This is a genomic window from Pseudomonas sp. P20 (assembly GCF_016463925.1).
Classification (GTDB): domain Bacteria; phylum Pseudomonadota; class Gammaproteobacteria; order Pseudomonadales; family Pseudomonadaceae; genus Pseudomonas; species Pseudomonas aeruginosa.
In genome coordinates this window covers 50001-71049 of the sequence record NZ_JAEMVM010000004.1, presented here as the reverse complement: position 1 = coordinate 71049, position 21049 = coordinate 50001, and the positions used below count along the sequence as shown (strand labels likewise).

Below are 21049 nucleotides of genomic sequence, written 5' to 3'. Positions count from 1 at the left end.
ATCGCCAGGCGGCGCTAAAGGGACATGGATTCTGGCCATATCGATCCCTTTTTGGCCGCCGCCGCCGTTTTGCCGCGACCGCGCGCTGGGCAGAATCCCTCCACCAAGAACAAGAAACCTGCGAGGTCTCTCCATGCTGAGCGTCTACAGCGACGATCATCGTCTGCACTTCGGCCAGTCGGAACTGGTCGACGGCAAGCTGCAACCCTGTTTCGAAATGCCCAGCCGGGCCGACACCGTGCTGGCCCGGGTGAAGTCGCAGAACCTTGGCGAGGTGATCGCGCCGAAGGATTTCGGCCGCGAGCCGCTGCTGCGCATCCACGACGCCGCCTACCTGGACTTCCTCCAGGGCGCCTGGGCCCGCTGGACCGCCGAAGGCCACAGCGGCGACCTGGTGTCCACCACCTTCCCCGGCCGCCGCCTGCGCCGCGACGGGCCGATCCCCACGGCGCTGATGGGCGAGCTGGGCTACTACAGCTTCGACACCGAGGCGCCGATCACCGCCGGCACCTGGCAGGCCATCTACAGCTCCGCCCAGGTCGCGCTGACCGCCCAGGAGCATATGCGCCAGGGCGCCCGCAGCGCCTTCGCCCTCTGCCGTCCGCCGGGCCATCACGCCGGTGGCGACTTCATGGGCGGCTACTGCTTCCTCAACAATGCCGCCATCGCCACCCAGGCGTTCCTCGACCAGGGTGCCCGGCGCGTGGCGATCCTCGATGTCGACTATCACCATGGCAACGGCACCCAGGATATCTTCTACCGCCGCGACGATGTGCTGTTCGCCTCGATCCATGGCGATCCGCGGGTCGAATACCCGTACTTCCTCGGCTACGCAGACGAGCGCGGCGAAGGCGCCGGCGAGGGCTGCAACCACAACTATCCGCTGGCCCATGGCAGCGGCTGGGACCTCTGGTCGGCGGCGCTCGACGACGCCTGCGTGCGGATCGCCGGCTACGCCCCGGATGCCCTGGTGATTTCCCTTGGCGTGGACACCTACAAGGAAGACCCGATCTCCCAGTTCAGGCTGGATTCGCCGGACTACCTGCGGATGGGCGAGCGCATCGCCCGGCTGGGCCTGCCGACCCTGTTCATCATGGAAGGCGGCTATGCGGTGGAAGCCATCGGCATCAACGCGGTCAACGTGCTGCAGGGCTACGAAGGCGCGGCCCGCTGAGGAGCGAAGCATGCAATCGACTCGCAAGCTGCTGGCCGGCCTCGCGCTGGCCGTTTCCGCCGGGCTGGTCCAGGCCGCGCCGGAAGTACGGATCTACAACTGGTTCGACTACATCGCCCCGGACACCCTGAAGAACTTCCAGGCGCAGACCGGCATCGCGCCGAAGTACGACGTCTACGACAGCAACGAGGTGCTGGAGGCCAAGCTGCTGTCCGGGCATTCCGGCTACGACCTGGTGGTGCCCAGCGACAGCTTCCTGCCTAACTACCTGAAGGCCGAGGTGTTCCAGCCGCTGGACAAGAGCAAGCTGCCGAACTGGAAGAACCTCAACCCGGCCCTGCTCAAGGTGCTCGCCGGCAAGGACCCCGGCAACCGCTACGTGATGCCCTACATGTGGGGCACCAACGGCATCGCCTACAACCTCGACAAGGTCCGCGCGGTGCTCGGCGACGATGCGCCGCTGGACTCCTGGGACCTGGTGTTCAAGCCGGAGAACCTGGCGAAGCTGCAACAGTGCGGCGTGGCCTTCCTCGACTCGCCCACCGAGGTGATCCCCGAGGTGCTGCACTATCTCGGCCTGTCGCCCAACAGCCACCAGCCGGAAGACTACCGCCGAGCCGAGGAGCACCTGGCGAAGCTGCGCCCGTACATCACCTACTTCAGTTCCTCGAAGTTCGTCAGCGACCTGGCCAACGGCAACGTCTGCGTGGCCATCGCCTGGTCCGGCGGAGCGATGCAGGCGGCCAACCGGGCCAGGGAAGCGAAGAACGGCATACGCATCGAGTACCGCATCCCGAAGGAGGGCGCCGCGGCCTGGTTCGACGTGCTGGCGATTCCGCGCGACGCGAAGAACGTCGAGCAGGCGCACGCCTTCCTCGACTACCTGCTGCGCCCGGAGGTAGTGGCGCCGATCTCCGACTACGTGGCCTACGCCAACCCGAACAAGGCGGCGGACGGCCTGATCTCGGCGGAGTTGCGCGACAACCCGAACGTCTACCCGCCGGAAGAAGTGCAGGCCAGGCTGTATTCGGTGGAAATGCTGCCGCCGAAGCTGGAGCGGCTGCGCACGCGGACCTGGAGCAAGATCAAGACCGGCAAGTGAGCGGCCGCGGCCAGATGGCGGGTTCGCAGGACGGATAGCGTCCCCCAGGCCAGGCCAGGCAAGCAGGCCGGAACCGCCGCCCACGGCCCGCTGGAGGTCGCTTCCAGGCTTCGACCGGGCGCGCCGGCTTGTCCATAATGGCGCTGCCCGACGGTCGCCGCTGGCGGCCGCTTCCTTCCATGCCTGCCTGTGAGTCCGCCATGCGTAAGTCCGCCGATGCCTTCGCCTTCCAGACCATGCTGTTGCTCTGCGTGATCTGGGGCATCCAGCAGGTGACCATCAAGTGGGCGGCGACGGACATCGCGCCGGTCATGCAGGCGGCCATCCGTTCCGGCATCGCCGCCGCCCTGGTCGGCCTGCTGATGTGCTGGCGCGGCGGCTGGGAGGGCTTGCGCCAGGGCACCCTGGGCGCCGGCCTGCTGACCGGCACGCTGTTCGCCCTGGAGTTCCTGTTCATCGCCCTCGGCCTGCAATACACCACGGCTTCGCACATGTCGGTGTTCCTCTATACCGCGCCGATCTTCTCTGCCCTCGGGCTGCACTTCCTGCTTCCCAGCGAACGCCTGCGGCCCTTGCAGTGGCTGGGCGTGGCGGTGTGCTTCGGCGGCATAGCGGTGGCCTTCGGCGGAGGCCTGTCGTGGGCGGAAATGGATGGGCGGATGCTGCTCGGCGACGCTTTCGGCCTGCTCGCCGGGATGTCCTGGGGCGCGACCACGGTGGCAGTGCGCGGCACCCGGCTGTCCGAGGCACCGCCAAGCCTGACGCTGTTCTACCAATTGTTCGTGGCATGCGCCGGGTTATTGCTGATCGCTCTTTTCAGCGGCCAGTTCGGCGAGGTCCGCTGGACCCCGGTGAGCACCGCCAGCGTGCTGTTCCAGGGCGTGGTGGTGTCGTTCGCCAGCTACTTCTGCTGGTTCTGGCTACTGCGTCGCTACCTGGCGAACAACCTGGCGATCTTCTCCTTCATGACCCCCCTGTTCGGCGTCACCTTCGGTGTATTGCTGCTGGGCGAGCCGCTCAGCCTGAACTTCGTCGCCGGCGCGGCGCTGGTCCTCGCCGGCATCACCCTGGTCAGCGGCGAGCAGTGGCTGCGACGCCTGCTGCGACGCTGAGCGAGTGCGGCCGGCGCAACAGCAGGCCGGCGAAGACCAGGCCGAGCCCGGCGAGCGCCAGCGCCGGTTGCAGGCCGCCGGCGAAATGCGTGCTGAGCGCCGCCAGCAGCGGGCCGAGCAACTGGCCGAGGGCGAAACCGGTGGTCAGTTGGCCGGCGTTGCGCTGCGGCGTATGCGGCGCCAGTTCGCGGGCGTATTGCATCACCAGTTGCATGCCGGCGAGGAACGGCAGGCCGGTCAGCACTACCCCCAGGGCCAGTCCGCCGATCCCCGGCAGCAGGCAGGCGAGCACGCCGAGGGCCTGTAGCCAGAGCGCGCCGACCAGCCAGCGGCGGGTGCCGTCCGGGCGCTGCCGGCGCAGGCTGATCAGCACTACCCCGGTGGCCGAGGCCAGGCCGAAGCAGGGCCAGAACAGGTCGGCCTGCCATTGCCCGTGGAAACGCGCCGCGGCCATCTGCGAGAGAAAGGTGGCCGGGATGATGTAGCCGAGGCCGACCAGTCCGTAGGCCCAGGTCAGGCGGCCGAGGCCGGCGTTCTCGCTTGCCGTGGCAGGCGCGTCGTGGCCGGCGCTGCGTGCGGCCGGGCGCGGCAGCAGCGGCAGGAGCATGAGGATCAGGACCAGCGCGAGGTCGGCGAAGAGCTTCCAGATGAACACCGAGTCCTGGCCCAGGGCGTTGCCCAATGCCGCCAGTAGGCCGGTGACCATCACCCCGATGCCGGGGCCGGCGAACACCAGCGCGCCCAGCCGGGCCCGACCGCTTTCCGCGGCGAGGCGCTGGCTGAGGGCGGTGACCATGATCAGTACCCAGGCGCTGGCCACGCCAAGACCGAAGCGCAGCAGCGCGTGCGGCCAGAAGCCCTCGGCCCAGACCGAGGCCAGGGTCAGGCCGAAGCAGGCCCATAGCCCGACCAGCAGGCGCAAGCGCGCCTGCCGCGCTTCGCGGGCGAACAGCGCGTCCAGCGCGCCGACCAGGTAGCCGAGGTAGTTGGCGGCGGCCAGCAGGCCGGCGCCGGTCAGGTCGAGCTGGCCTTCGCGGATCAGGTGCGGCAGTTGCGGGGTCAGGGAGAAGCGTCCGACCCCCATGGCGACCACCAGCGCCAGCAGGCAGGCGAGCAGGCCGACCAGCGGCGAACGAAGAAAATCACGGGACATGTGCGGATTCCTGCCGGGGGATGAATGGCAGCAGGTTAGGTCTTGCGGCAGTTCTGTAAAAATGAATAATCGTGAATTACTTGTTCTGTTTTGGAGAATTAATCGTGGAGTTCGGCCAGTTGAGGATTTTCCAGGCGGTCGCCGAGGAAGGCTCCATCGCCCGCGCCGCCGAGCGCCTGCACCGGGTGCCGTCGAACCTGTCGACGCGCCTGCGGCAACTGGAGGAACAGCTTGGCGTCGACCTGTTCCTCCGCGAACGCCAGCGCCTGCAACTGTCGCCGGCCGGCAAGGTCCTGCTGGACTACGCCGCGCGGCTGTTCGCCCTGCAGGAGGAGGCGCGCGCGGCGGTGCAGGGGGGCGAACCGGTGGGCGACTTCGCCCTCGGCTCGATGTACAGCACCGCGGCGATCCACCTGCCGCCGCGCCTGGCGGAATACCACCGGCGCTATCCGGCGGTGAACCTGCAATTGCAGACCGCGCCCAGCGGCGAGCTGGTCGAGTCGCTGCTGGGCGGGCGCCTGGATGCCGTGCTGGTGGACGGCCCGCTGGACTTCGACGGTCTGGAGGGCCTGCCGATGTTCGAGGAGCGCATGGTGCTGGTCACCGAGAATGGCCACCCGCCGGTGCGCGGTCCCGAGGATGTGGCCGGCAGCGCGGTGATCGCCTTCCGCCCGCGCTGCTCCTATCGCCTGCTGCTGGAGTCCTGGTTCGCCAGCGCGCGGGTGAGCATGGGCCGGGTGATGGAGATCGAGTCCTACCACAGCATGCTGGCCTGCGTGGTGGCCGGCGGCGGGGTGGCGCTGATGCCGGTGTCGATGCTGCAAAGCCTGCCGGGGCGGGAGTCGGTGGCGGTGCATGCGCTGGCCGAACCGTTCGCCCGGGCGAATACCTGGCTGGTCTGGCGCAAGGGCATGGTCGGCGCCAACCTGAAGGCCTGGATCGGTCTCCTGCAAGGGCGGGAATCGGCGTTGGCTTGATTCAGGTCAGGGTCCGGGGCCGGTTTCCCGCAGTAAAGTTGTTTCCAAGGACGGAGTGGAACGTGCGGAGAGTGGGACGCCGGTCTACTCTTTCCTAGGGCGACCTGACTTGTCAGGTCGCCCGATTCTCCTTCCCTTGGACAAGGGGCCTGTCATGAAACTCTGGCTGCAAAACCTGGCGTGGCAACTCGGTGTCGCCCTTGGCCTGATCGAGCCCCCGCGCATGCAACCCATCCCGGTGGAAAACGACGAGCAACGCCGGCGCCTCGCCGCGCGGCAACGTCGCTGAGCCGGTTCCCCGACGCTCTGGCCTCCGCCTGCGGCGCTGGCCAGAGTCCCGGTTTTGGTCTATCGATCGTGGTTCCTGAACCAGGCGACGATCATTTCCCTCAAACGCTCCCCGGAAAAGCTCGCGAAATGCCCGCCATGCACGGTGCGCACCGGTAGCTCGCGCAGGCGCGCGAGGCTGGAGGCATAGTCGTCGAGGTTGGAATGATAGGCATCCTCGACCAGCGGACCGTCGTAGACGATGTCGCCGGAAAACAGCGTCTGTGTTGCCGCTTCCCACAGGCTGATGCCGCCCGGCGAGTGCCCGGGCGTGTGCAGCACCTGCAGCACGCGGTCGCCGAGATCGAGCACGTCGCCTTCGTCGATCAGTCGGGTCGCCGGCGCTGCTCGCACCCGGTATTTGGCGTAGCACAGCGGGCACTCCGGATGTGCCTCGAACATCTCGTCGCCGACATAGGCGCGCGCCAGGGTGCTGTCGCCGTCCGGCGCGGCGAGGATCTCCGCCTCGGCCGGATGCGCCAGGCGCTCGGCGAATTCGTGGTGGCCGGCGATATGGTCGAAGTGGGTGTGGCTGGCCACCGCCAGCAGCGGTCGTTCGGTGAGCCAGGGCAGTTGCTCGCGCAGGCTGACCAGACCGGAGCCGCTGTCCACCAGCACGTCGCGCTCGCGGCCCTGGACATGCCACATGTTGCAGCGATAGAAGGGGCGCACGTAGGGCTCGTGGATCAGGCTGATACCGTTGTAGAAGTGCCGGGTTTCGAACCAGCGGTCGCGGCTGACGATTCTCATCGCGGTCTCTGTCGGTGGAAAGGCTATCCCAGAAGGATAGGCGTTCAGGGTATGACCTTGCCCGGGTTGAACAGCCCGCTGGGGTCGAGCAGTTCCTTGATCTGCGCCATCAGCGCGAGCTTCAGCGGATCGGCGTAGCGTCCCAGGGCTTCCTTCTTCTCCAGGCCGATGCCGTGCTCGGCGGAGATCACGCCAGCGCATTCGCCCAACTCGCCGTAGAGGATTTCCTCCACCGCCTGGTGCAGCGGCAGCAGCGGGACGTCGGCGGCGAGCATGACGTGCAGGTTGCCGTCGAGGAAATGGCCGAAGAGGAAGACCTGCATGCCCTTCACCAGGTCGTCCAGGCGCCGCCGGATGCGCTCGACGTAGCCGGCCAGGGCCGGCACCGGCAGCGATACGTCGAAGGACAGGCTGTCGACGCCGGCGTGGATGGCCGCGTCGGAGTCTTCGCGCAGGCGCCAGATGGCCAGGCGCTGGGTTTCGTTGGCGGCGAGCAGGGCGTCTTCCACCAGCCCGTCCTCGAAGCAGTCTTCCAGCAGGGCGGTGAGCGCCTCGCCGGCATCCAGGTGGCGGTCCTCGGCCAGTTCCACCAGCAGGTAGAGAGGGCAGGACGCCAGGCTCGGCGCGCTGTCGCCCATGGGTGCGGCGGTGCATTGCAGGTAGTCGTGCCAGAGGATCTCGCAGGCGAACAGGCGTTCGGCGTGCTCGCGGCGCAGGCGCGCGGCGATGGTGATCGCCGCGTCGACGTCGGGCAGGCCTAGCAGGGCGGTGGCGCCGGGACGCTGCAACGGCTCCAGGCGCAGTACCGCACGGGTGACGATGCCGAGGGTGCCTTCGGCGCCGATGAACAACTGCTTGAGGTCGTAGCCGGTGGTGTTCTTCAGCAGCCCGCGCAGGTCGCTGTAGACGCTGCCGTCGGCGAGTACCGCTTCCAGGCCGAGCACGCGCTGGCGCATGGTGCCGAAGCGGAAGGCGCGGATGCCGCCGGCGTTGGTCGCGACCAGCCCGCCGACGCTGGCGCTGCCGCGCGCGGCGAGATCGATGCCGGGGTCGAGTCCGGCCTCGGCGGCCAGCGCCTGGGCCTGTTCGAGGGTGACGCCGGCGTCGAGGTCGAGGGTCTGGCTGGCCGCATCCAGCCGGTGTATGCGGTTCAGCCTGCGCAGCGAGAGCAGCACGTCGCCGGCTTGTGCGGCGCCGCCGCCGACCAGGCCGGTGAGTCCGCCCTGGGGTACCAGGGCGCGTCCCGCCTGGCGGCACAGACGCACCACGGCGGCGACCTGGTCGGTGCTTTCCGGCAGGACCAGGAAGCTTCCGGCGAGGTTCTGCGGATGGTAGCCGGGGTCCTGCCCGGCGAGCGCGGCACTGTCGCGCACGCCACGGGCGCCGAGGATCTCGCAGAGGGAGCGGTAGAGTTCGGAATCGTCCATGGCGGGCTCCGGGTCAGGGATGGAAGGGCGCGGCTTGCAGCACCTCGACGATCAGCGGACGGTCCGCCGGGGCGCCGCGCAGCAGTTCGCGCAGGTGTTCGAGATCGCGCGCGCGTTCGGCGGCGCAGCCGAAGCCGCGGGCGATGGCGAGGAAGTCCGGGGTGTAGATATCGACCCCGAGCGGAGTGATCTCGCGCCGCTCCATGTAGCGCTTGATCTCGCCATAGCCGTGGTTGTTCCACAGCAGCACGACGATGCCGACCTTGGCTTCCACCGCGCTGGCCAGTTCCGGCAGGGTGAACTGCAGGCCGCCATCGCCCATCAGGCTGACCACCGGGCGTCCCGGCTCACCGAGCTTGGCGCCGATGGCGGCGGGCAGGCCATAGCCGAGGGTGCCGTAGCCGGTGGAGGCGTTGAACCAGCGGCGCGGCTCGTCGAGATCGACCAGGTGGTTGCCGCTGTAGACGGTCTGGGTCGAATCGCCGACGAAGCGGGCGTCCGGCCACTCGGCGAGGATCGCGGCGAACAGCTGGCGATAGTGCGACCAGCCGGCGAAGTCTTCGGCCAGGCGCTGGCGCACGGCGGCGGCGCGCCGGGCCCCGGGGCTGTCCGGCGAGGCCTCGCCGCCCGGCAGTTCGGCCAGCAGCACGCGCATGGCCAGCCGGGCGTCGCTGTGGATGGCCAGGCTCGGCGTGTAGTTGCGCATCAGTTGCTGCGGGTCGATGTCGATGCGGATCAACTCGCCATCGAGGGCGAAGCCGCCGTCGAACACCACGTCGTAGTCGGTTTCGCCCAGCTCGGTGCCGATGGCCAGCACCACGTCGGCCTCGGCGGCCAGCTCGCGTACCGGCACGCAGGACTGGTTGCTGCCCAGCAGCAGCGGGTGGTCGGCCGGTAGCAGGCCCTTGGCGTTGATCGTCAGGGCGGTCGGCGCGTCCAGCGCGGCGGCCAGGGCACGCGCTTCGGCGGCGGCCTCGACGCAGCCGCCGCCGAGCAGCAGCAGTGGCTTTTTCGCGTTGCGCAGGCGCGCCGCGGCCTCGCGCAAGGGCGCGAGGGCCGGCGCCGGGCGGCTGGCGAGGGTGCGTGGGCGCAGGGCCAGGTGTTCGGCGGGCGCGGTGATGACGTCGAGCGGCAGCTCGATGTGCACCGGCCGCGGCCGCTCGCTGTCGAACACGGCGAAGGCGCGGGCGAGCACCGCCGGCAGCTCCTCGGCGCTCATCAGGGTATGGCTGAAGGCGCAGACGTTGCCTACCAGGTTGCGCTGGTTCGGCAGCTCGTGCAGGTAGCCGTTGCCGTGGGCCAGGCGCGCGCGTTCGTTGACGCTGGAGATCACCAGCATCGGAATCGAGTCGGCGTAGGCCTGGGCCATGGCGGTGAGGATGTTGGTCATCCCCGGGCCGGTGATGATGAAGCACACGCCGGGCTTGCCGGTGACCCGTGCGTAGCCGTCCGCCATGAAGCCGGCGCCCTGCTCGTGGCGCGGGGTGACATGGCGGATACGGCTGCCGGGCAGGCCGCGATAGAGCTCTACGGTATGCACGCCGGGGATGCCGAAGACGGTCTCGACGCCCCAGGCTTCGAGTTGCTTGACGAGGAATTCGCCGCAGGTGGTCATGGCCGTTCCTTTTTCATGTTCTCGGGAATGGAAAAGGCGAGGGAAAGTCCCTCGCCTGTCGGGGTTGTGCCTGGTTCAGGCGGCGCTGGCGACACCCGTCGGGCGCCGCGAGAACAGGCTGACCAGGACGAAGCTGAGCAGGCCGACCGCCAGGCTGTAGTAGATCGGCGTATTGGCGTCGAGGCCGTCCTTGATCATGAACACCAGCACGGTAAGGAAGCCCAGGGTCATGCTGGTGATGGCGCCGGCGGTGGTGGCGCGCTTCCAGTAGATCGCGCCGATCAGCGGGATCAGCATGCCGCCTACCAGCAGGTTGTAGGCCACGGTCAGGGCGCTGATCACGTCGCTGACCACCAGGGCGATGCCGAGCACTACCAGGCCCAGCAGCAGGGTCGCGATGCGGTTCTCGTGCACGTCGCCGTTGTCGGACTGGCCGCGGCCGCGGCGCAGGCGCGGCAGCAGGTCCTGGGTGACGGTGGTGGACGCCGCCAGCAGGCCGGCGCTGGCGGTGGACATCAGCGCCGCCAGGGCGGCGGCGATGACCAGGCCGCGGATGCCGTTCGGCAGGCTGTGCTCGACCACACTGGCGAAGGCGTTGTTGACGTTCTCCAGGTCCGGCAGCAGGACCTTGGCGGCCATCCCGATCAGCGCCCCGGCCATGCCGTAGAGCACGCAGTAGATACCGGCGGCGGAGCCGGCGACCTTGGCCACGGTCTCGCTGCGGGCGGTGAACACCCGCTGCCAGATGTCCTGGCCGATGAAGATGCCGAAGAAGTAGATCAGGAAGTAGGTGACGATGGTGTCCCAGCCGATCGCGGTGAAGTCGAAGTAGCTGGCCGGCAGCTTGGCTACCAGGGCGTCCCAGCCGCCGGCGTCGTTGATCGACAGCGGCATCAGCAGGAACACCAGGCCGACGGTCATGATCAGGAACTGCACGATGTCGGTCAGGGTCAGCGACCACATGCCGCCGATGGTGGAGTAGAGCACCACGACGCCGCCGCCGATCAGGATCGAGACCCAGAACGGCAGGCCGAACAGGACCTGCATGACGGTGCCGATGGCGATGGTCGAGGTGGCGCCGATCATCAGTGCGTAGACCAGCATGATCAGGGCGCTGGCGTGGCGCGCGGCGGGGTTGTAGCGACGCTCCAGGACCTGGGTGACGGTGTAGATCTTCAGCTTCAGCAGCGGCTTGGCCAGGAACAGGCTGAGGCCGACGATGCCGAGGCCGATCGCGCCGCACAGCCAGAAGCCGGAGATGCCATGGACGTAGCCCAGGCGCACGGTGCCGATGGTGGAGGCGCCGCCGAGGACGGTGGCGGCCATGGTTCCCAGGTAGAAGCCGGGGCCGAGGTTGCGGCCGGCCACCAGGTAGTCGTCGCGGGTCTTGGCGCGGCGCATGCCGTACCAGCCCAGCGCGATCATGCCCGCGGCGTAGATCAGAACGACGAATATGTCGAGGGCCATATCAGGTCTCCCAAGTTTCTCATTGTCATTGTTGTATCCGGCGAGGCGCCGGAAGCGCGGGACGCTGGCGTCCCGCCGTGTGTGTCCCCCACCTCAGGCGGTGGCTATCGCCGGTGCCCTCCGCGTGCCGTGCGCGCGCACCCAGCGCGGTCCTCGCGGGCCATAGACGCAAGGCGGTTCCGGGAACAGGCGCAGCAGTGCCAGGTAGAGCAGGGAGGCCAGGCCGAGGGCGACCGGCAGGCTGAGGTCGATGCCGCCGGCCAGTTCGCCGAGCGGACCGACGAATTGCCCCGGCAGGTTGACGAAGGCCAGGCCGGCTGCCGCGCTGGGAATCCAGGCACCCATTCCGCGCCAGTTCCAGCCGTGCTCGAACCAGTAGGCGCCGCCGCGCTGGCCGCGGGTGAACACCTGCAGGTCGTCCGGGCGGTAGAAGCCGCGACGGGTCAGCAGGCCGATCAGCATGATCACCATCCACGGGGTGGTGCAGGTGACGATCAGCACGGCGAAGGTAGAGACGCTCTGCACCAGGTTGAAGGCGAAGCGGCCGACGAAGATGAAGCCGATCGAGGCGACCCCGATCAGCACCGTGGCCTGCACCCGCGAGAGCAGGCGCGGGAACACGCTGGACATGTCCAGCCCGGTGCCGTACAGCGAAGTGGTGCCGGTGGACATGCCGCCGATCACCGCGATCAGGCATACCGGCAGGAAGAACCAGCCGGGAGCGATGGCCAGCAGGCCGCCGACGTAGTTGTTGGCAGCGATGTAGTCCGGCGCGCGGACGGCGACGATGGTCGCGGTGGCGAGGCCGAACAGGAAGGGAACCAGGGTCGCCAGCTGCGCGCCGATCACCGCCAGCATGATCCGTGCCTGCGAGGTCTGGCGCGGGATGTAGCGGGCCCAGTCGCCCAGGAAGGCGCCGAAGGAGATCGGGTTACTCATGGCCAGCAGGGTGGCGCCGATGAAGGCGGCCCAGAAGCCCGGCTGGCCGAGTTGCACGCTGCCGGCGTAGGCGGCGTCGAAGGGGCCGGCGAAGGCGAACAGGCCGAGCAGGAACAGCAGGCTGGCGGCCCACACGGCGATCCTGTTGACCAGCAGCATGAAGCGGAAGCCGTAGATGCATACGGTCAGCACCAGCACGGCGAACAGGCCGTAGGCCAGGCCCAGGTTCAGTTCGCTCTCTTCCAGGCCGACCAGGCGCCGGGCGCCGCCGACCAGGGCATCGCCGGAACTCCACACCGAGAGCGAGAAGAAGGCGATGGCGGTCAGCAGCGAGAGGAAGGAGCCGACGATGCGCCCGTGCACGCCGAAGTGCGCGCCGGAGGAGACCGCGTTGTTGGTGCCGTTGAGCGGGCCGAACAGGCCCATCGGGGCGAGGATCAGCGCGCCCAGCGTGACGCCCAGCAGGATCGCCCACAGCCCGGCCTGGAAGGACAGCCCGAAGAGCACCGGAAAGCTGCCGAGCACGGCGGTGGCGAAGGTATTGGCGCCGCCGAAGATCATGCGGAACAGATCGACCGGCGTGGCGTTGCGTTCGTGGTCGGGAATCTGTTCGACCCCGAAGGTTTCGATGCGTGTGATTGCGTGTTGGTTATTGTTGTTATCCATGACGTTCTCCCGGGAGAGCTAGCTAGTCGATGGCAGGTACTCCGGCATCGCCGACAAGTGCTCATGGCAGGCCAGCCAACGGCCTTCTTGTTGTTCTAGGCGGAACAGGATGGTTTCCCGTTCCCGGTTCAGGCTTTCCGTTCCCTGGAGGCGCAGCCGGGTGGCGACATCGTGGCTGAAGATCGCCAGGTCGCCTTGCAGGCTGACGCAGGTATTGCTGGATTCGCACGCCAGCACTTCGAAGCCGTCCTCGCGTCGCCAGCGCTCCCACAACTTGCGGTAGGCCGCGCGCGAGCGCAGCGGCTGAGGCCAGTTGTGGAAGATGAAGCTGGCGTGCTCGCTGAAGGCGGCGAAATAGGCCTCGGCATCGTTGCGGGCGAAGGCCGCCACCAGTCGGCGGGCGGCCTCCAGCACCTGTTCGACGCGGTCGTCGGTCATGGTCGCGCTACGGCTCAGCGACGCACCACGCCCGGGAGGACGCAGAGCATTTCATAGAGCAGATTGGCGCCCAGCAACGAAGTGTTGCCGGTGGTGTCGTAGGGCGGCGAGACTTCGACCAGGTCGCAGCCGATCAGGTCCAGGCCCTGGCAGCCGCGGATGATTTCCATCGCCTGGATGGTGGTCAGGCCGCCGATTTCCGGGGTGCCGGTGCCGGGCGCCCAGGCCGGGTCGATGCCGTCGATGTCGAAGCTCAGGTAGACGGGGCCGCCGCCGACCTTCTCGCGGACCTCGGCCATCAGCGGCTCCAGCGACTTGTGCCAGCACTCCTCGGCCTGCACCACGCGGAAGCCCTGCTTGCGGCTCCAGTTGAAGTCCTCGGCGGTGTAGCCCTGGGCGCGCAGGCCGATCTGCACAACACGGTCGCAATCCAGCAGGTCTTCTTCCACCGCGCGGCGGAAGGTGGTGCCGTGGGCGATCTTCTCGCCGAACATGTGGTCGTTGACGTCGGCGTGGGCGTCGACGTGGACCAGGCCGACCTTGCCGTGCTTCTTCTTGATCGCGCGGAGGATCGGCAGGGTGATGGTGTGGTCGCCGCCGAGGGTCAGCGGGAGGATGCCGTGACCGAGGATGCGGTCGTATTCCTGCTCGATGATGCGCACGGCTTCCAGCAGGTTGAAGGTGTTGATCGCGACGTCGCCGATGTCCGCCACGTTCAGCGAGTCGAAGGGGGCGGCGCCGGTGGCCATGTTGTAGGGACGGATCATCACCGATTCGGCGCGGATCTCGCGGGGGCCGAAGCGGGTACCGGAGCGCAGGGAGGTGCCGATGTCGAGGGGCACGCCGACGAAGGCGGCATCGAGGGCGTCGAGTTCGGCGGGGGACTGGACATGGGGCAGGCGCATCATGGTGGCGATGCCGCCGAAGCGGGGCATTTCATTGCCGCCCAGGGGCTGGTGGAGATTCTTGTCCACGGGGTGGCCTCACGGTCGTTGTGGTTGTTTTAGGGGTCGGATGGATTCTCTTCACAGCCGGTAGCGAGTCAAATCGCTGGCTACAAATAATCAGTTCAGAGATTTCTAAACTAACGGCGAAGCGGCTAGACTTCGCCGCCGAGCCTGGACGGCGGCCTTTGCCTCGGCCCGCAGTCCGAAATCCTCGCCCGCAAACCGGAGTCGCCGTGTCCAACGCCTTGCCCGACCTGCGCCTGTTGCGCATCTTCGCCGCGGTGGTGCGCCACCAGGGCTTCGCCGCCGCCCAGCAGGAGTTGAACCTGTCGACCTCGGCGATCAGCACCTACATGAGCCAACTGGAGAACCAGCTCGGCATCGTGCTCTGCCACCGTGGCCGCGGTGGCTTCAGCCTGACCAGCAAGGGCGAGCTGTTCCACCAGGAAACCTTGCGCATCCTCGGCGAACTGGAAGGCTTCGAACGCTACGCGCTGGCGTTGAAGGGCGAGCTGCGCGGCACCCTGAACCTCGGCGTGCTCGATTCCACGGTGAGCGACCCGGCGCTGCCGCTGGCCGAGGTGATCGGCGCCTTCAGCCGCGAACACCCGGCGGTTCACCTGCACCTGCTGGTGCAGAGCCCCTACGAACTGCAACTGAGCGTGCTGGAGAACCGCCAGGACCTGGCTATCGGCGCCTTTTCCAGTCGCATGAACGGACTGGTCTACCAGCCGCTGTACCGCGAACAGCACTGGCTGTACTGCAGCGACCGGCATCCGCTGTTCGACGGGCGGAGAATTCCCGCCGATCTGATCACCCAGCAACGCATGGTCGGCCGCGGCTACTGGAGCCAGGCCGAGCTGGCCCGGCACGGATTCAAGCACAGCGCGGGAACGGTGGAGAGCATGGAGGCGCAACTGATCCTGATCCTTTCCGGCGGCTACATCGGTTACCTGCCGGAGCACTACGCCCACCCGTGGGTCGAGCAGGGGCGCCTGCGCGCCCTGCTGCCGGCGACCTTCGGCTACCAGGCGCCATTCTCCCTGATCCTCCGTCGCGGCCGCTCGCGCGAGCCGCTGATCCAGGCCTTCCGCGACCAGTTGCGGACGCAGATGAGCCTGGCCTGAGCCCTAGAGATCGGCGTTGAGGGTGCGCGAGAATTGCTGCACCGCCTCCACCACCTTGTGCGTGCTCTCGCGGATGCCGAGGATCGCCGCGCCGGCCTCGTTGGCCAGCTCCACGCCGCGCCGCGCCTGTTCCTGGCTGTGCTGCATGTCGTCGATGACGCTGCGGGTGCCGGTCTGGATGCGACCGATCATGTCGGCGATCTCCTTGGTCGACTTGCTGGTGCGTTCCGCCAGTTGCCGCACCTCGTCGGCCACCACGGCGAAGCCGCGACCCTGGTCGCCGGCGCGGGCGGCCTCGATGGCGGCATTGAGGGCGAGCAGGTTGGTCTGCTCGGCGATCTCGCGGATGGTGTTGACGATCGAGGTGATCTGTTGCGAGTGCTGTGACAGTTCGCCGATGTTCAGCGAGGAAGCATCCAGGGTATTCGCGATCTTGAGCATTTCCTCCACCGCGCTCTGGATGATCAGCGCGCCGTGTTCGGCGACCGTACGGGTCTCGGTGGACAGGGTATGGGCCTGGTGGGCGTTGTCCGCCTCGGCCTGGTAGCGGCGCATGCGGTCGCTGACATCGCTGGCGAACTTGACCACCTTGTAGAGCTTGCCGTCGGCGTCGTAGACCGGGTTGTAGCTGGCTTCCAGCCAGACCGGCTGGCCGTTGCGGTGGACCCGGCGGAACTGCCCGGTGACGTACTCGCCGCGGTTCAGGCGGCGCCAGAGGTCGGCGTACTGCGGGCCGTCGCGGTAGCCCGGTTCGCAGAACTGACGGTGGTTGGCGCTGGCCAGCTCGGCTCGGCCATAGCCCATGGTGGCGAGGAAGTTGTCGTTGGCCGCGAGGACATTGCCGTCGAGGTCGAACTCGATCATCGCCATCGAGCGGGACAGGGCATCTAGCTTGCTCTGCATCTCGTGTTCCTGGTGGACGATGGCATCTATGTCGCTGGCGTACTTGACCACCTTGAGCAGTCGACCCTGCCCGTCGCGTACGGGATTGTAGGTGGCTTCCAGCCAGAGTGGCCGGCCCTCGCGGGTAATGCGCTTGCAGCGGCCGGAAAAGTGTTCGCCGCGCCGCAGGCGTTCCCAGAAGCGCCGGTAGTCTTCCGATTGCGCGTAGGCGCCGTCGCAAAGCTGGCGATGCGGTTTCCCGAGGATCTCGTCGCGGCGGTAGCCCAGCAGGGTCAGGAAATTCTCATTGGCATCGGTGATATTGCCGTCCGGATCGAACTCCACGCGCGCCATGGAGCGGTCCAGGGCCGCCATGTGCAGGCGCTCGGCGGCGAGTTGCTGTTGCAAGTCGGCGTTCATCTGTCGGTACTTGCGAGTGAACATGAGAAAAATCCTTGGATAGAGAGAGGGGCTCATCCCTGTCTTCGGCGCCGATGGGCGGGAGTTGAGAGGGTGGGACGATTGTATTTTTTCATCGAACGACAAAAATTCGTCGCTATTCTTAATGGGTGAAACAAATTACCGCCATTCGTCGGAAATATGACGTTTTTGCGAGTGAGAGGAAGCCCCTCCGCCTGTGGCACACTGGGCCCCTTCCAGGAGTCGTCCCATGCCACGTATCCGCTGCGAGCGTTGCGCTCGCCCCGCCAGCCATTGCCTCTGCGCGCTGATTCCCTCCTTGCCGTCGCGTACGCGGGTGCTGGTCCTGCAGCACCCCAGCGAGGTCGGGCACGCGTTGAATACCGCAGGATTGGCCGTCCTCGGCTTGTGCAATGCGGAGCTGCGGGTTGGCGAGCGTTTCGCCGAGGAGACCTGGCGGGTACCGGGCTACCGGGCCTGCCTGCTGTTTCCCGGCGAGCAGGCGCGTGCGCTGGCAGAGATGGCCGCCGAGGCCGCCGGCGAGCCCCTCCTGCTGGTGGTGCCGGACGGCACCTGGCGCAAGGCGCGCAAGCTCCTGCACCTGAACCCGGCCCTGGCGGCCCTGCCGCGGGTGAGCCTGGCCGAAGGCATGGCGTCGCGTTATCGCCTGCGCAAGGCGCCGGGAGAGGGCGCGCTGTCGACCATCGAAGCAATCGCTGCGGCGCTCGACGAACTGGAGGCGCCGCGTACCCACGAAGCCTTGCTGAAACCCTTCGATGCCCTGATCGAGGGGCAGATCGCGGCGATGGGCGAGGACACCTATCGGCGCAACCATCTCAGCCAGGAGCGCCGCCGCCGATAGCGGTCGAGCAGTTCCGGGATTGCCGTTTCGCGCCAGAACTCCGGGCTGACCATGCCGCTGGACATGCCGCCGTGGGCGTGGCGCGCGAGGTAGATCAAGGCATCGTATTCCAGCGGATGGCCGCTGAGGCGCTCGAAGGTCTCGCCGAGCAGGTGTTCCAGGGCCGCTGCGGAAGCCGGCCAGGACGCGTCCGCCAGTTGCCCGGCCATTTCCTGCCAGAGGTAGGGGTCGCCACGGCCGCCCCAGCGCGAGGGTTCCTGTTCGAAGAGTTCGGAGATGCGCGGTCTGGCCATGTCGGTCGGTCGTGTCTGTCGGAAACGAAAAGTATGCCCGATTGGCAGGGCCGCATGGGCGGAGTAGACTGCCGCGGTCTTTCCTTCCGTACGAGGTGTTCGTCCGATGCGCAATTGATGCTGCCGTGTCTGCACGGCCGGTTTTCCGTCCCTGGCCCGAGGGCCCGGGGGAATGCATGGCATCAAGGGGGTATCCATGACGAAGACGTCGACCCTGACGCTCGATGGCGTCTCTTTCCAGCTGCCGGACGGCAGCCTTCTGTTTTCCGATCTCGACGAAACCTTCGACACCCGGCACACCGGGCTGGTGGGACGCAACGGCGTAGGCAAGTCGCTGCTCGCGCGCCTGCTCGCCGGACACTTGCAGCCGTCCAGCGGCAGCGTCCGGCGCCAGGGGCGCGTGCGCTACCTGGCGCAGCAGCTCGAACCGGCCGACTACCCGACCGTCGCCGATCTGGCCGGCGTCCGCCCATGGCTGGAGGCGCTGGCGCGGATCGAGGCGGGTAGCCTCGACGCCGCCGACTACGAATGCCTGGGCGAGCGCTGGGACATCCGCCAACGCCTGGCCGACGCCCTGGCCGCCGAGGGGCTCGGCCATCTCCGCGCGGACACCCCGAGCGAACGCCTGAGCGGCGGCGAATGCATGCGCGTGGCGCTGCTCGGCGCATTCCTCGACGACGCCGACTTTCTCATCCTCGACGAACCGAGCAACCCTCTCGACGGGCCGGCACGCGCTTTGCTGCGGGCGCGCCTGGCGGCATGGGACGGCGGCCTGCTGCTGGTCAGCCATGACCGCGAACTGCTGGAGGGCATGCAGCGGATCGTCGAGCTGTCGACCCTCGGCCTGCGCAGCTATGGCGGCGGCTATTCCTTCTACGCGCAGAGCCGGGAGGAGGCGCGCGAGGCCGCCGAACGTCGCCTGGACCAGCGTCGTCTGGAGCGCAAGCGGCAGACCCTGGCCATGCGCGAACAGCAGCAGCGCCAGGAGCGGCGCCAGGCCAGCGGCCGGCGCGAAGGCAAGACGGCGAACCAGGCGAAGATCCTGCTCGGTGGGTTCAGGGAACGTAGCGAGGTCAGCGCCGGCAAGCTGCGCAACGCCCACCAGGCGGAGCGCGAGCGTCTCGACCGCGAGGTGCGCGAGGCTGCCCGGGAGGTCGAGGAGGCGTCGCCGCTGCTGCTCGATTCGCCCGATGCCGAACTGGCGGCACAGCGCCGGATCGTCGAGTTGAAGGGCGCGGTCCTGCCGCATCTGCGCGGGCCGTTGCGCGAAATCGACCTGCTCCTGAGCGGTCCGCGACGGCTGGCGCTGGTCGGCCCGAACGGCAGCGGCAAGTCGACCCTGCTGCGGCTTCTGGCCGGGCAACGGGCGCCGCTGGCGGGAACCTGCGCGGTGACGGTGGGCGCCGCCTATCTCGACCAGCGGCTGAGCGTGCTGGACCACGGGCGAGGCGTGCTGGAGCAGTTGCTGGAGGTCAATCGCAGTCGCGGCGAAAGCTGGCTCCGCACGCGCCTGGCGCAACTCGGCTTGCCGGCTGAACGGCTCGCCCAGCCGTGCGCGACGCTGAGCGGCGGCGAACGCCTGAAGGCGGCCCTGGCCCTGGTGCTCTACGCCGACCGGCCGGCGCAGCTGCTACTGCTCGACGAACCGGACAACCACCTCGACCTGGCTGCGCGGCAGGCTCTGGAAAGCATGCTCGGGCAATACCGTGGGGCCTTGCTGGTGGTGTCCCACGACCCGGTGTTTCTCCGCCACCTGGCGCTGGACGGCGAACTGCGGGCTACTGCCGCGGGTTGGCGCCTGGAGGACCGATGAGCTGGCCATCCGCCGCGACCTGCAGGAGGCTGACTCCGCCGTGGCTGAAACCGATGGCGAGGAGTTTGTCGCTGACTGCCAGGCACAGCGGTATGGCGTCTGCCGTGCGGTAGCGCCAGCGACATTCGCCGCTGGCGAGGTCGCGTACCTCGACCTGACCATCGACCAGCGCCAGTGCGATCCATTGTCCGCCGGGCAACGGCGCGAAGGCGCTGACCTGGGCGGACAGGGTCGCGCCCCAGAGCGTGCCGCGGCTCTCCAGGTCGTAGCAGGTCAGGCGCTGGGTACCGTAGGCGTGATGCGGCGAGTTGTAGACCTTGGCGTTGAGCAGCAGGCGATTGCCCAGCAGGCAGCCGTGCAGGTTGTTGAAGTGCTCCGGGTGGCGCTCCAGGCGTAGCACTTCGCGGGTCTTGAAGGTCTGCGGGTCGAGGCGGAACAGGCCTTTGTCCTGGTGCTGCTCCGGCGGATTGCCGGCCAGGTAGAAGAAGGCTTCGCCACGGTCGATGCGCAGATGGTGGTTGAACAGGTCGTAGTGTCCGAGACGGCGCCTGTGGATGATCCGGCCGGCCGGGTCGAGCACGAGGTCTTCCAGGTCTTTGCCCTCGAGGGCGATCTGGCGGGCGAGAAAACCGCCTTGGGCGGATTGCGCCAGCAGATGGCGGCAGTCGCTCAGGAGCAGCGGTTGTCCCGGTGTCAGCGGCACCTTGAACAGTCGCTGGGCGGCATACCCGAGTTGCAGATTGACCAGCAGGCTGTCGTCCGTGGCGTTATGGAAGACCTGCAGGCACTGGCCCCGTTCGGCCAGTTCGAAGCTGCGCAGGCTGTCGTCGGCCAGATTCCAGAGCTCGAGCCGGGGGTTGGCGCGGGCGATGGCCAGGCGTTGGCCGTCGAGAAAGCACAGGTCCCACACCGGTGGACGATGCAGGAACCGCCGATCTTTGCCCAGGGCTAGGTTTTCCAGGATCGGCAGCGCTGCTTCGCGTTGTGTCGAGGCAGGGTAGAGGGCCCAGTCGAAGGGCAGGCGGGTGCCGGGCAGGTCGTCCAGCACCAGTGGGGCGTCGACCGGAAAGGCTAGCGAATGGCGCTGGCGGAACAACGGTCGGTCCTCCAGGTCGTCGCTGGGGGCGACGGTGAAGGTCAGGCGCCGGCCGTCGTCCTCGAAGTCGCAGGCGAGCACTTCGCGGTTGTCGGCGAGCAGCGATTGGGTCTTGCCGCTCGCGTAGTCCCAGGCCAGCAGACCGCCTTCGAAGAAGGCGCCGCCGTCGTAGCGTCCGCCGCCGATCACCAGTACGGGCCGGCTCGGGTGCCAGGCGATGGCGTTGAGCGGAAAGCCCAGGTCCGGCAGGACGGCGATGCATTCGAGGTCGCCGCCGCGGTACAGGCGCAGGCTCTGTTCGTAGACGTCGAGCTGTCGGCCCGGGTGTTGCCCATGAAAGGCGCTGGCCACCGCAAGGAGCGCGCCGCCGGGAGCCTGGAACACGGCGTAGGGCTCGCCGATGTCGGCGAAGGCGCAAGCGGGCAGCCTGCGGCCGGAAGGAAGCGGGGAGTTGGGCATGGG

The 21049-nt window shown here is 68.0% G+C and carries 19 protein-coding genes; 8 read left to right on the top strand and 11 right to left on the bottom strand.

Annotation, left to right across the window (positions count from 1 at the left end):
- Positions 1-133 precede the first annotated feature (133 nt).
- From aphA to JHD77_RS06500, 3 genes are all read left to right on the top strand, one after another.
- Positions 134-1174: an acetylpolyamine amidohydrolase AphA gene (gene aphA, locus JHD77_RS06510; RefSeq protein WP_003105417.1), complete on the top strand. Its 1041-nt coding sequence runs from the start codon at positions 134-136 to the stop codon at positions 1172-1174.
- Between the two features lie 10 nt (positions 1175-1184).
- The gene (locus JHD77_RS06505; protein WP_003082943.1) at positions 1185-2276 is read left to right on the top strand and encodes an extracellular solute-binding protein; all 1092 of its coding nucleotides are present in this window, start codon (positions 1185-1187) and stop codon (positions 2274-2276) included.
- Positions 2277-2476: 200 nt separating this feature from the next.
- Positions 2477-3388 carry a DMT family transporter gene (locus tag JHD77_RS06500; protein ID WP_003082945.1) on the top strand — a complete coding sequence of 304 codons (912 nt, stop codon included), beginning with the start codon at positions 2477-2479 and terminating at the stop codon, positions 3386-3388.
- Here the strand turns inward: JHD77_RS06500 and JHD77_RS06495 are convergent.
- On the bottom strand, positions 3348-4541 hold the full coding sequence (locus JHD77_RS06495) for an MFS transporter (protein WP_003105421.1): 1194 nt from the start codon (positions 4539-4541) through the stop codon (positions 3348-3350). The two genes, JHD77_RS06500 and JHD77_RS06495, sit on opposite strands and share 41 nt — an antisense overlap.
- A gap of 104 nt (positions 4542-4645) precedes the next feature.
- Here JHD77_RS06495 and ptrR point away from each other — a divergent pair, with 104 nt between their 5' ends.
- A complete protein-coding gene (gene ptrR, locus JHD77_RS06490; protein WP_003082949.1) occupies positions 4646-5518 on the top strand; it encodes a putrescine utilization regulator PtrR in 873 nt (290 codons plus the stop codon).
- A gap of 154 nt (positions 5519-5672) precedes the next feature.
- On the top strand, positions 5673-5807 hold the full coding sequence (locus JHD77_RS32640) for a PA1414 family protein (RefSeq protein WP_003087006.1): 135 nt from the start codon (positions 5673-5675) through the stop codon (positions 5805-5807).
- Between the two features lie 59 nt (positions 5808-5866).
- Here the strand turns inward: JHD77_RS32640 and JHD77_RS06485 are convergent, their stop codons facing one another.
- From JHD77_RS06485 to speB, 7 genes are all read right to left on the bottom strand, one after another.
- Positions 5867-6595 carry an MBL fold metallo-hydrolase gene (locus tag JHD77_RS06485; RefSeq protein ID WP_191519242.1) on the bottom strand — a complete coding sequence of 243 codons (729 nt, stop codon included), beginning with the start codon at positions 6593-6595 and terminating at the stop codon, positions 5867-5869.
- A 44-nt stretch (positions 6596-6639) separates the two neighbouring features.
- On the bottom strand, positions 6640-8022 hold the full coding sequence (locus JHD77_RS06480) for an FAD-binding oxidoreductase (protein WP_003105426.1): 1383 nt from the start codon (positions 8020-8022) through the stop codon (positions 6640-6642).
- Positions 8023-8035: 13 nt separating this feature from the next.
- Positions 8036-9637, bottom strand: coding sequence for a 5-guanidino-2-oxopentanoate decarboxylase (locus tag JHD77_RS06475; RefSeq protein ID WP_003082958.1), 1602 nt, complete (start codon positions 9635-9637; stop codon positions 8036-8038).
- 75 nt (positions 9638-9712) lie between these two features.
- Complete coding sequence (locus tag JHD77_RS06470; RefSeq protein ID WP_003100479.1) at positions 9713-11104, bottom strand: sodium:solute symporter; 1392 nt, start codon at positions 11102-11104, stop codon at positions 9713-9715.
- A 93-nt stretch (positions 11105-11197) separates the two neighbouring features.
- A complete protein-coding gene (locus JHD77_RS06465) occupies positions 11198-12709 on the bottom strand; it encodes a purine-cytosine permease family protein (RefSeq protein WP_003082961.1) in 1512 nt (503 codons plus the stop codon).
- 18 nt (positions 12710-12727) lie between these two features.
- Positions 12728-13147, bottom strand: coding sequence for a YybH family protein (locus tag JHD77_RS06460; RefSeq protein WP_003100466.1), 420 nt, complete (start codon positions 13145-13147; stop codon positions 12728-12730).
- 14 nt (positions 13148-13161) lie between these two features.
- Positions 13162-14121 (bottom strand): agmatinase, encoded by a 960-nt coding sequence (speB, locus tag JHD77_RS06455; protein ID WP_003082966.1) that lies wholly within the window; start codon positions 14119-14121, stop codon positions 13162-13164.
- A gap of 206 nt (positions 14122-14327) precedes the next feature.
- Here speB and JHD77_RS06450 point away from each other — a divergent pair, with 206 nt between their 5' ends.
- Positions 14328-15221 carry a LysR family transcriptional regulator gene (locus JHD77_RS06450; protein WP_003082969.1) on the top strand — a complete coding sequence of 298 codons (894 nt, stop codon included), beginning with the start codon at positions 14328-14330 and terminating at the stop codon, positions 15219-15221.
- Between the two features lie 3 nt (positions 15222-15224).
- On the opposite strand, the gene bdlA is transcribed toward JHD77_RS06450, so the two are convergent.
- Positions 15225-16478, bottom strand: coding sequence for a biofilm dispersion protein BdlA (gene bdlA / locus JHD77_RS06445; RefSeq protein ID WP_003082971.1), 1254 nt, complete (start codon positions 16476-16478; stop codon positions 15225-15227).
- A gap of 295 nt (positions 16479-16773) precedes the next feature.
- Between bdlA and JHD77_RS06440 the strand changes: the two genes are divergently transcribed.
- Positions 16774-17385, top strand: coding sequence for a tRNA-uridine aminocarboxypropyltransferase (locus JHD77_RS06440; protein WP_003082973.1), 612 nt, complete (start codon positions 16774-16776; stop codon positions 17383-17385).
- On the opposite strand, the gene JHD77_RS06435 is transcribed toward JHD77_RS06440, so the two are convergent.
- The gene (locus JHD77_RS06435; protein WP_003100463.1) at positions 17343-17678 is read right to left on the bottom strand and encodes a hypothetical protein; all 336 of its coding nucleotides are present in this window, start codon (positions 17676-17678) and stop codon (positions 17343-17345) included. The genes JHD77_RS06440 and JHD77_RS06435 overlap by 43 nt on opposite strands.
- A gap of 196 nt (positions 17679-17874) precedes the next feature.
- Here JHD77_RS06435 and JHD77_RS06430 point away from each other — a divergent pair, with 196 nt between their 5' ends.
- Positions 17875-19491: an ATP-binding cassette domain-containing protein gene (locus tag JHD77_RS06430; RefSeq protein WP_003100462.1), complete on the top strand. Its 1617-nt coding sequence runs from the start codon at positions 17875-17877 to the stop codon at positions 19489-19491.
- On the opposite strand, the gene JHD77_RS06425 is transcribed toward JHD77_RS06430, so the two are convergent.
- On the bottom strand, positions 19457-21046 hold the full coding sequence (locus tag JHD77_RS06425; RefSeq protein ID WP_003100461.1) for a hypothetical protein: 1590 nt from the start codon (positions 21044-21046) through the stop codon (positions 19457-19459). The two genes, JHD77_RS06430 and JHD77_RS06425, sit on opposite strands and share 35 nt — an antisense overlap.
- Positions 21047-21049 lie beyond the last annotated feature (3 nt).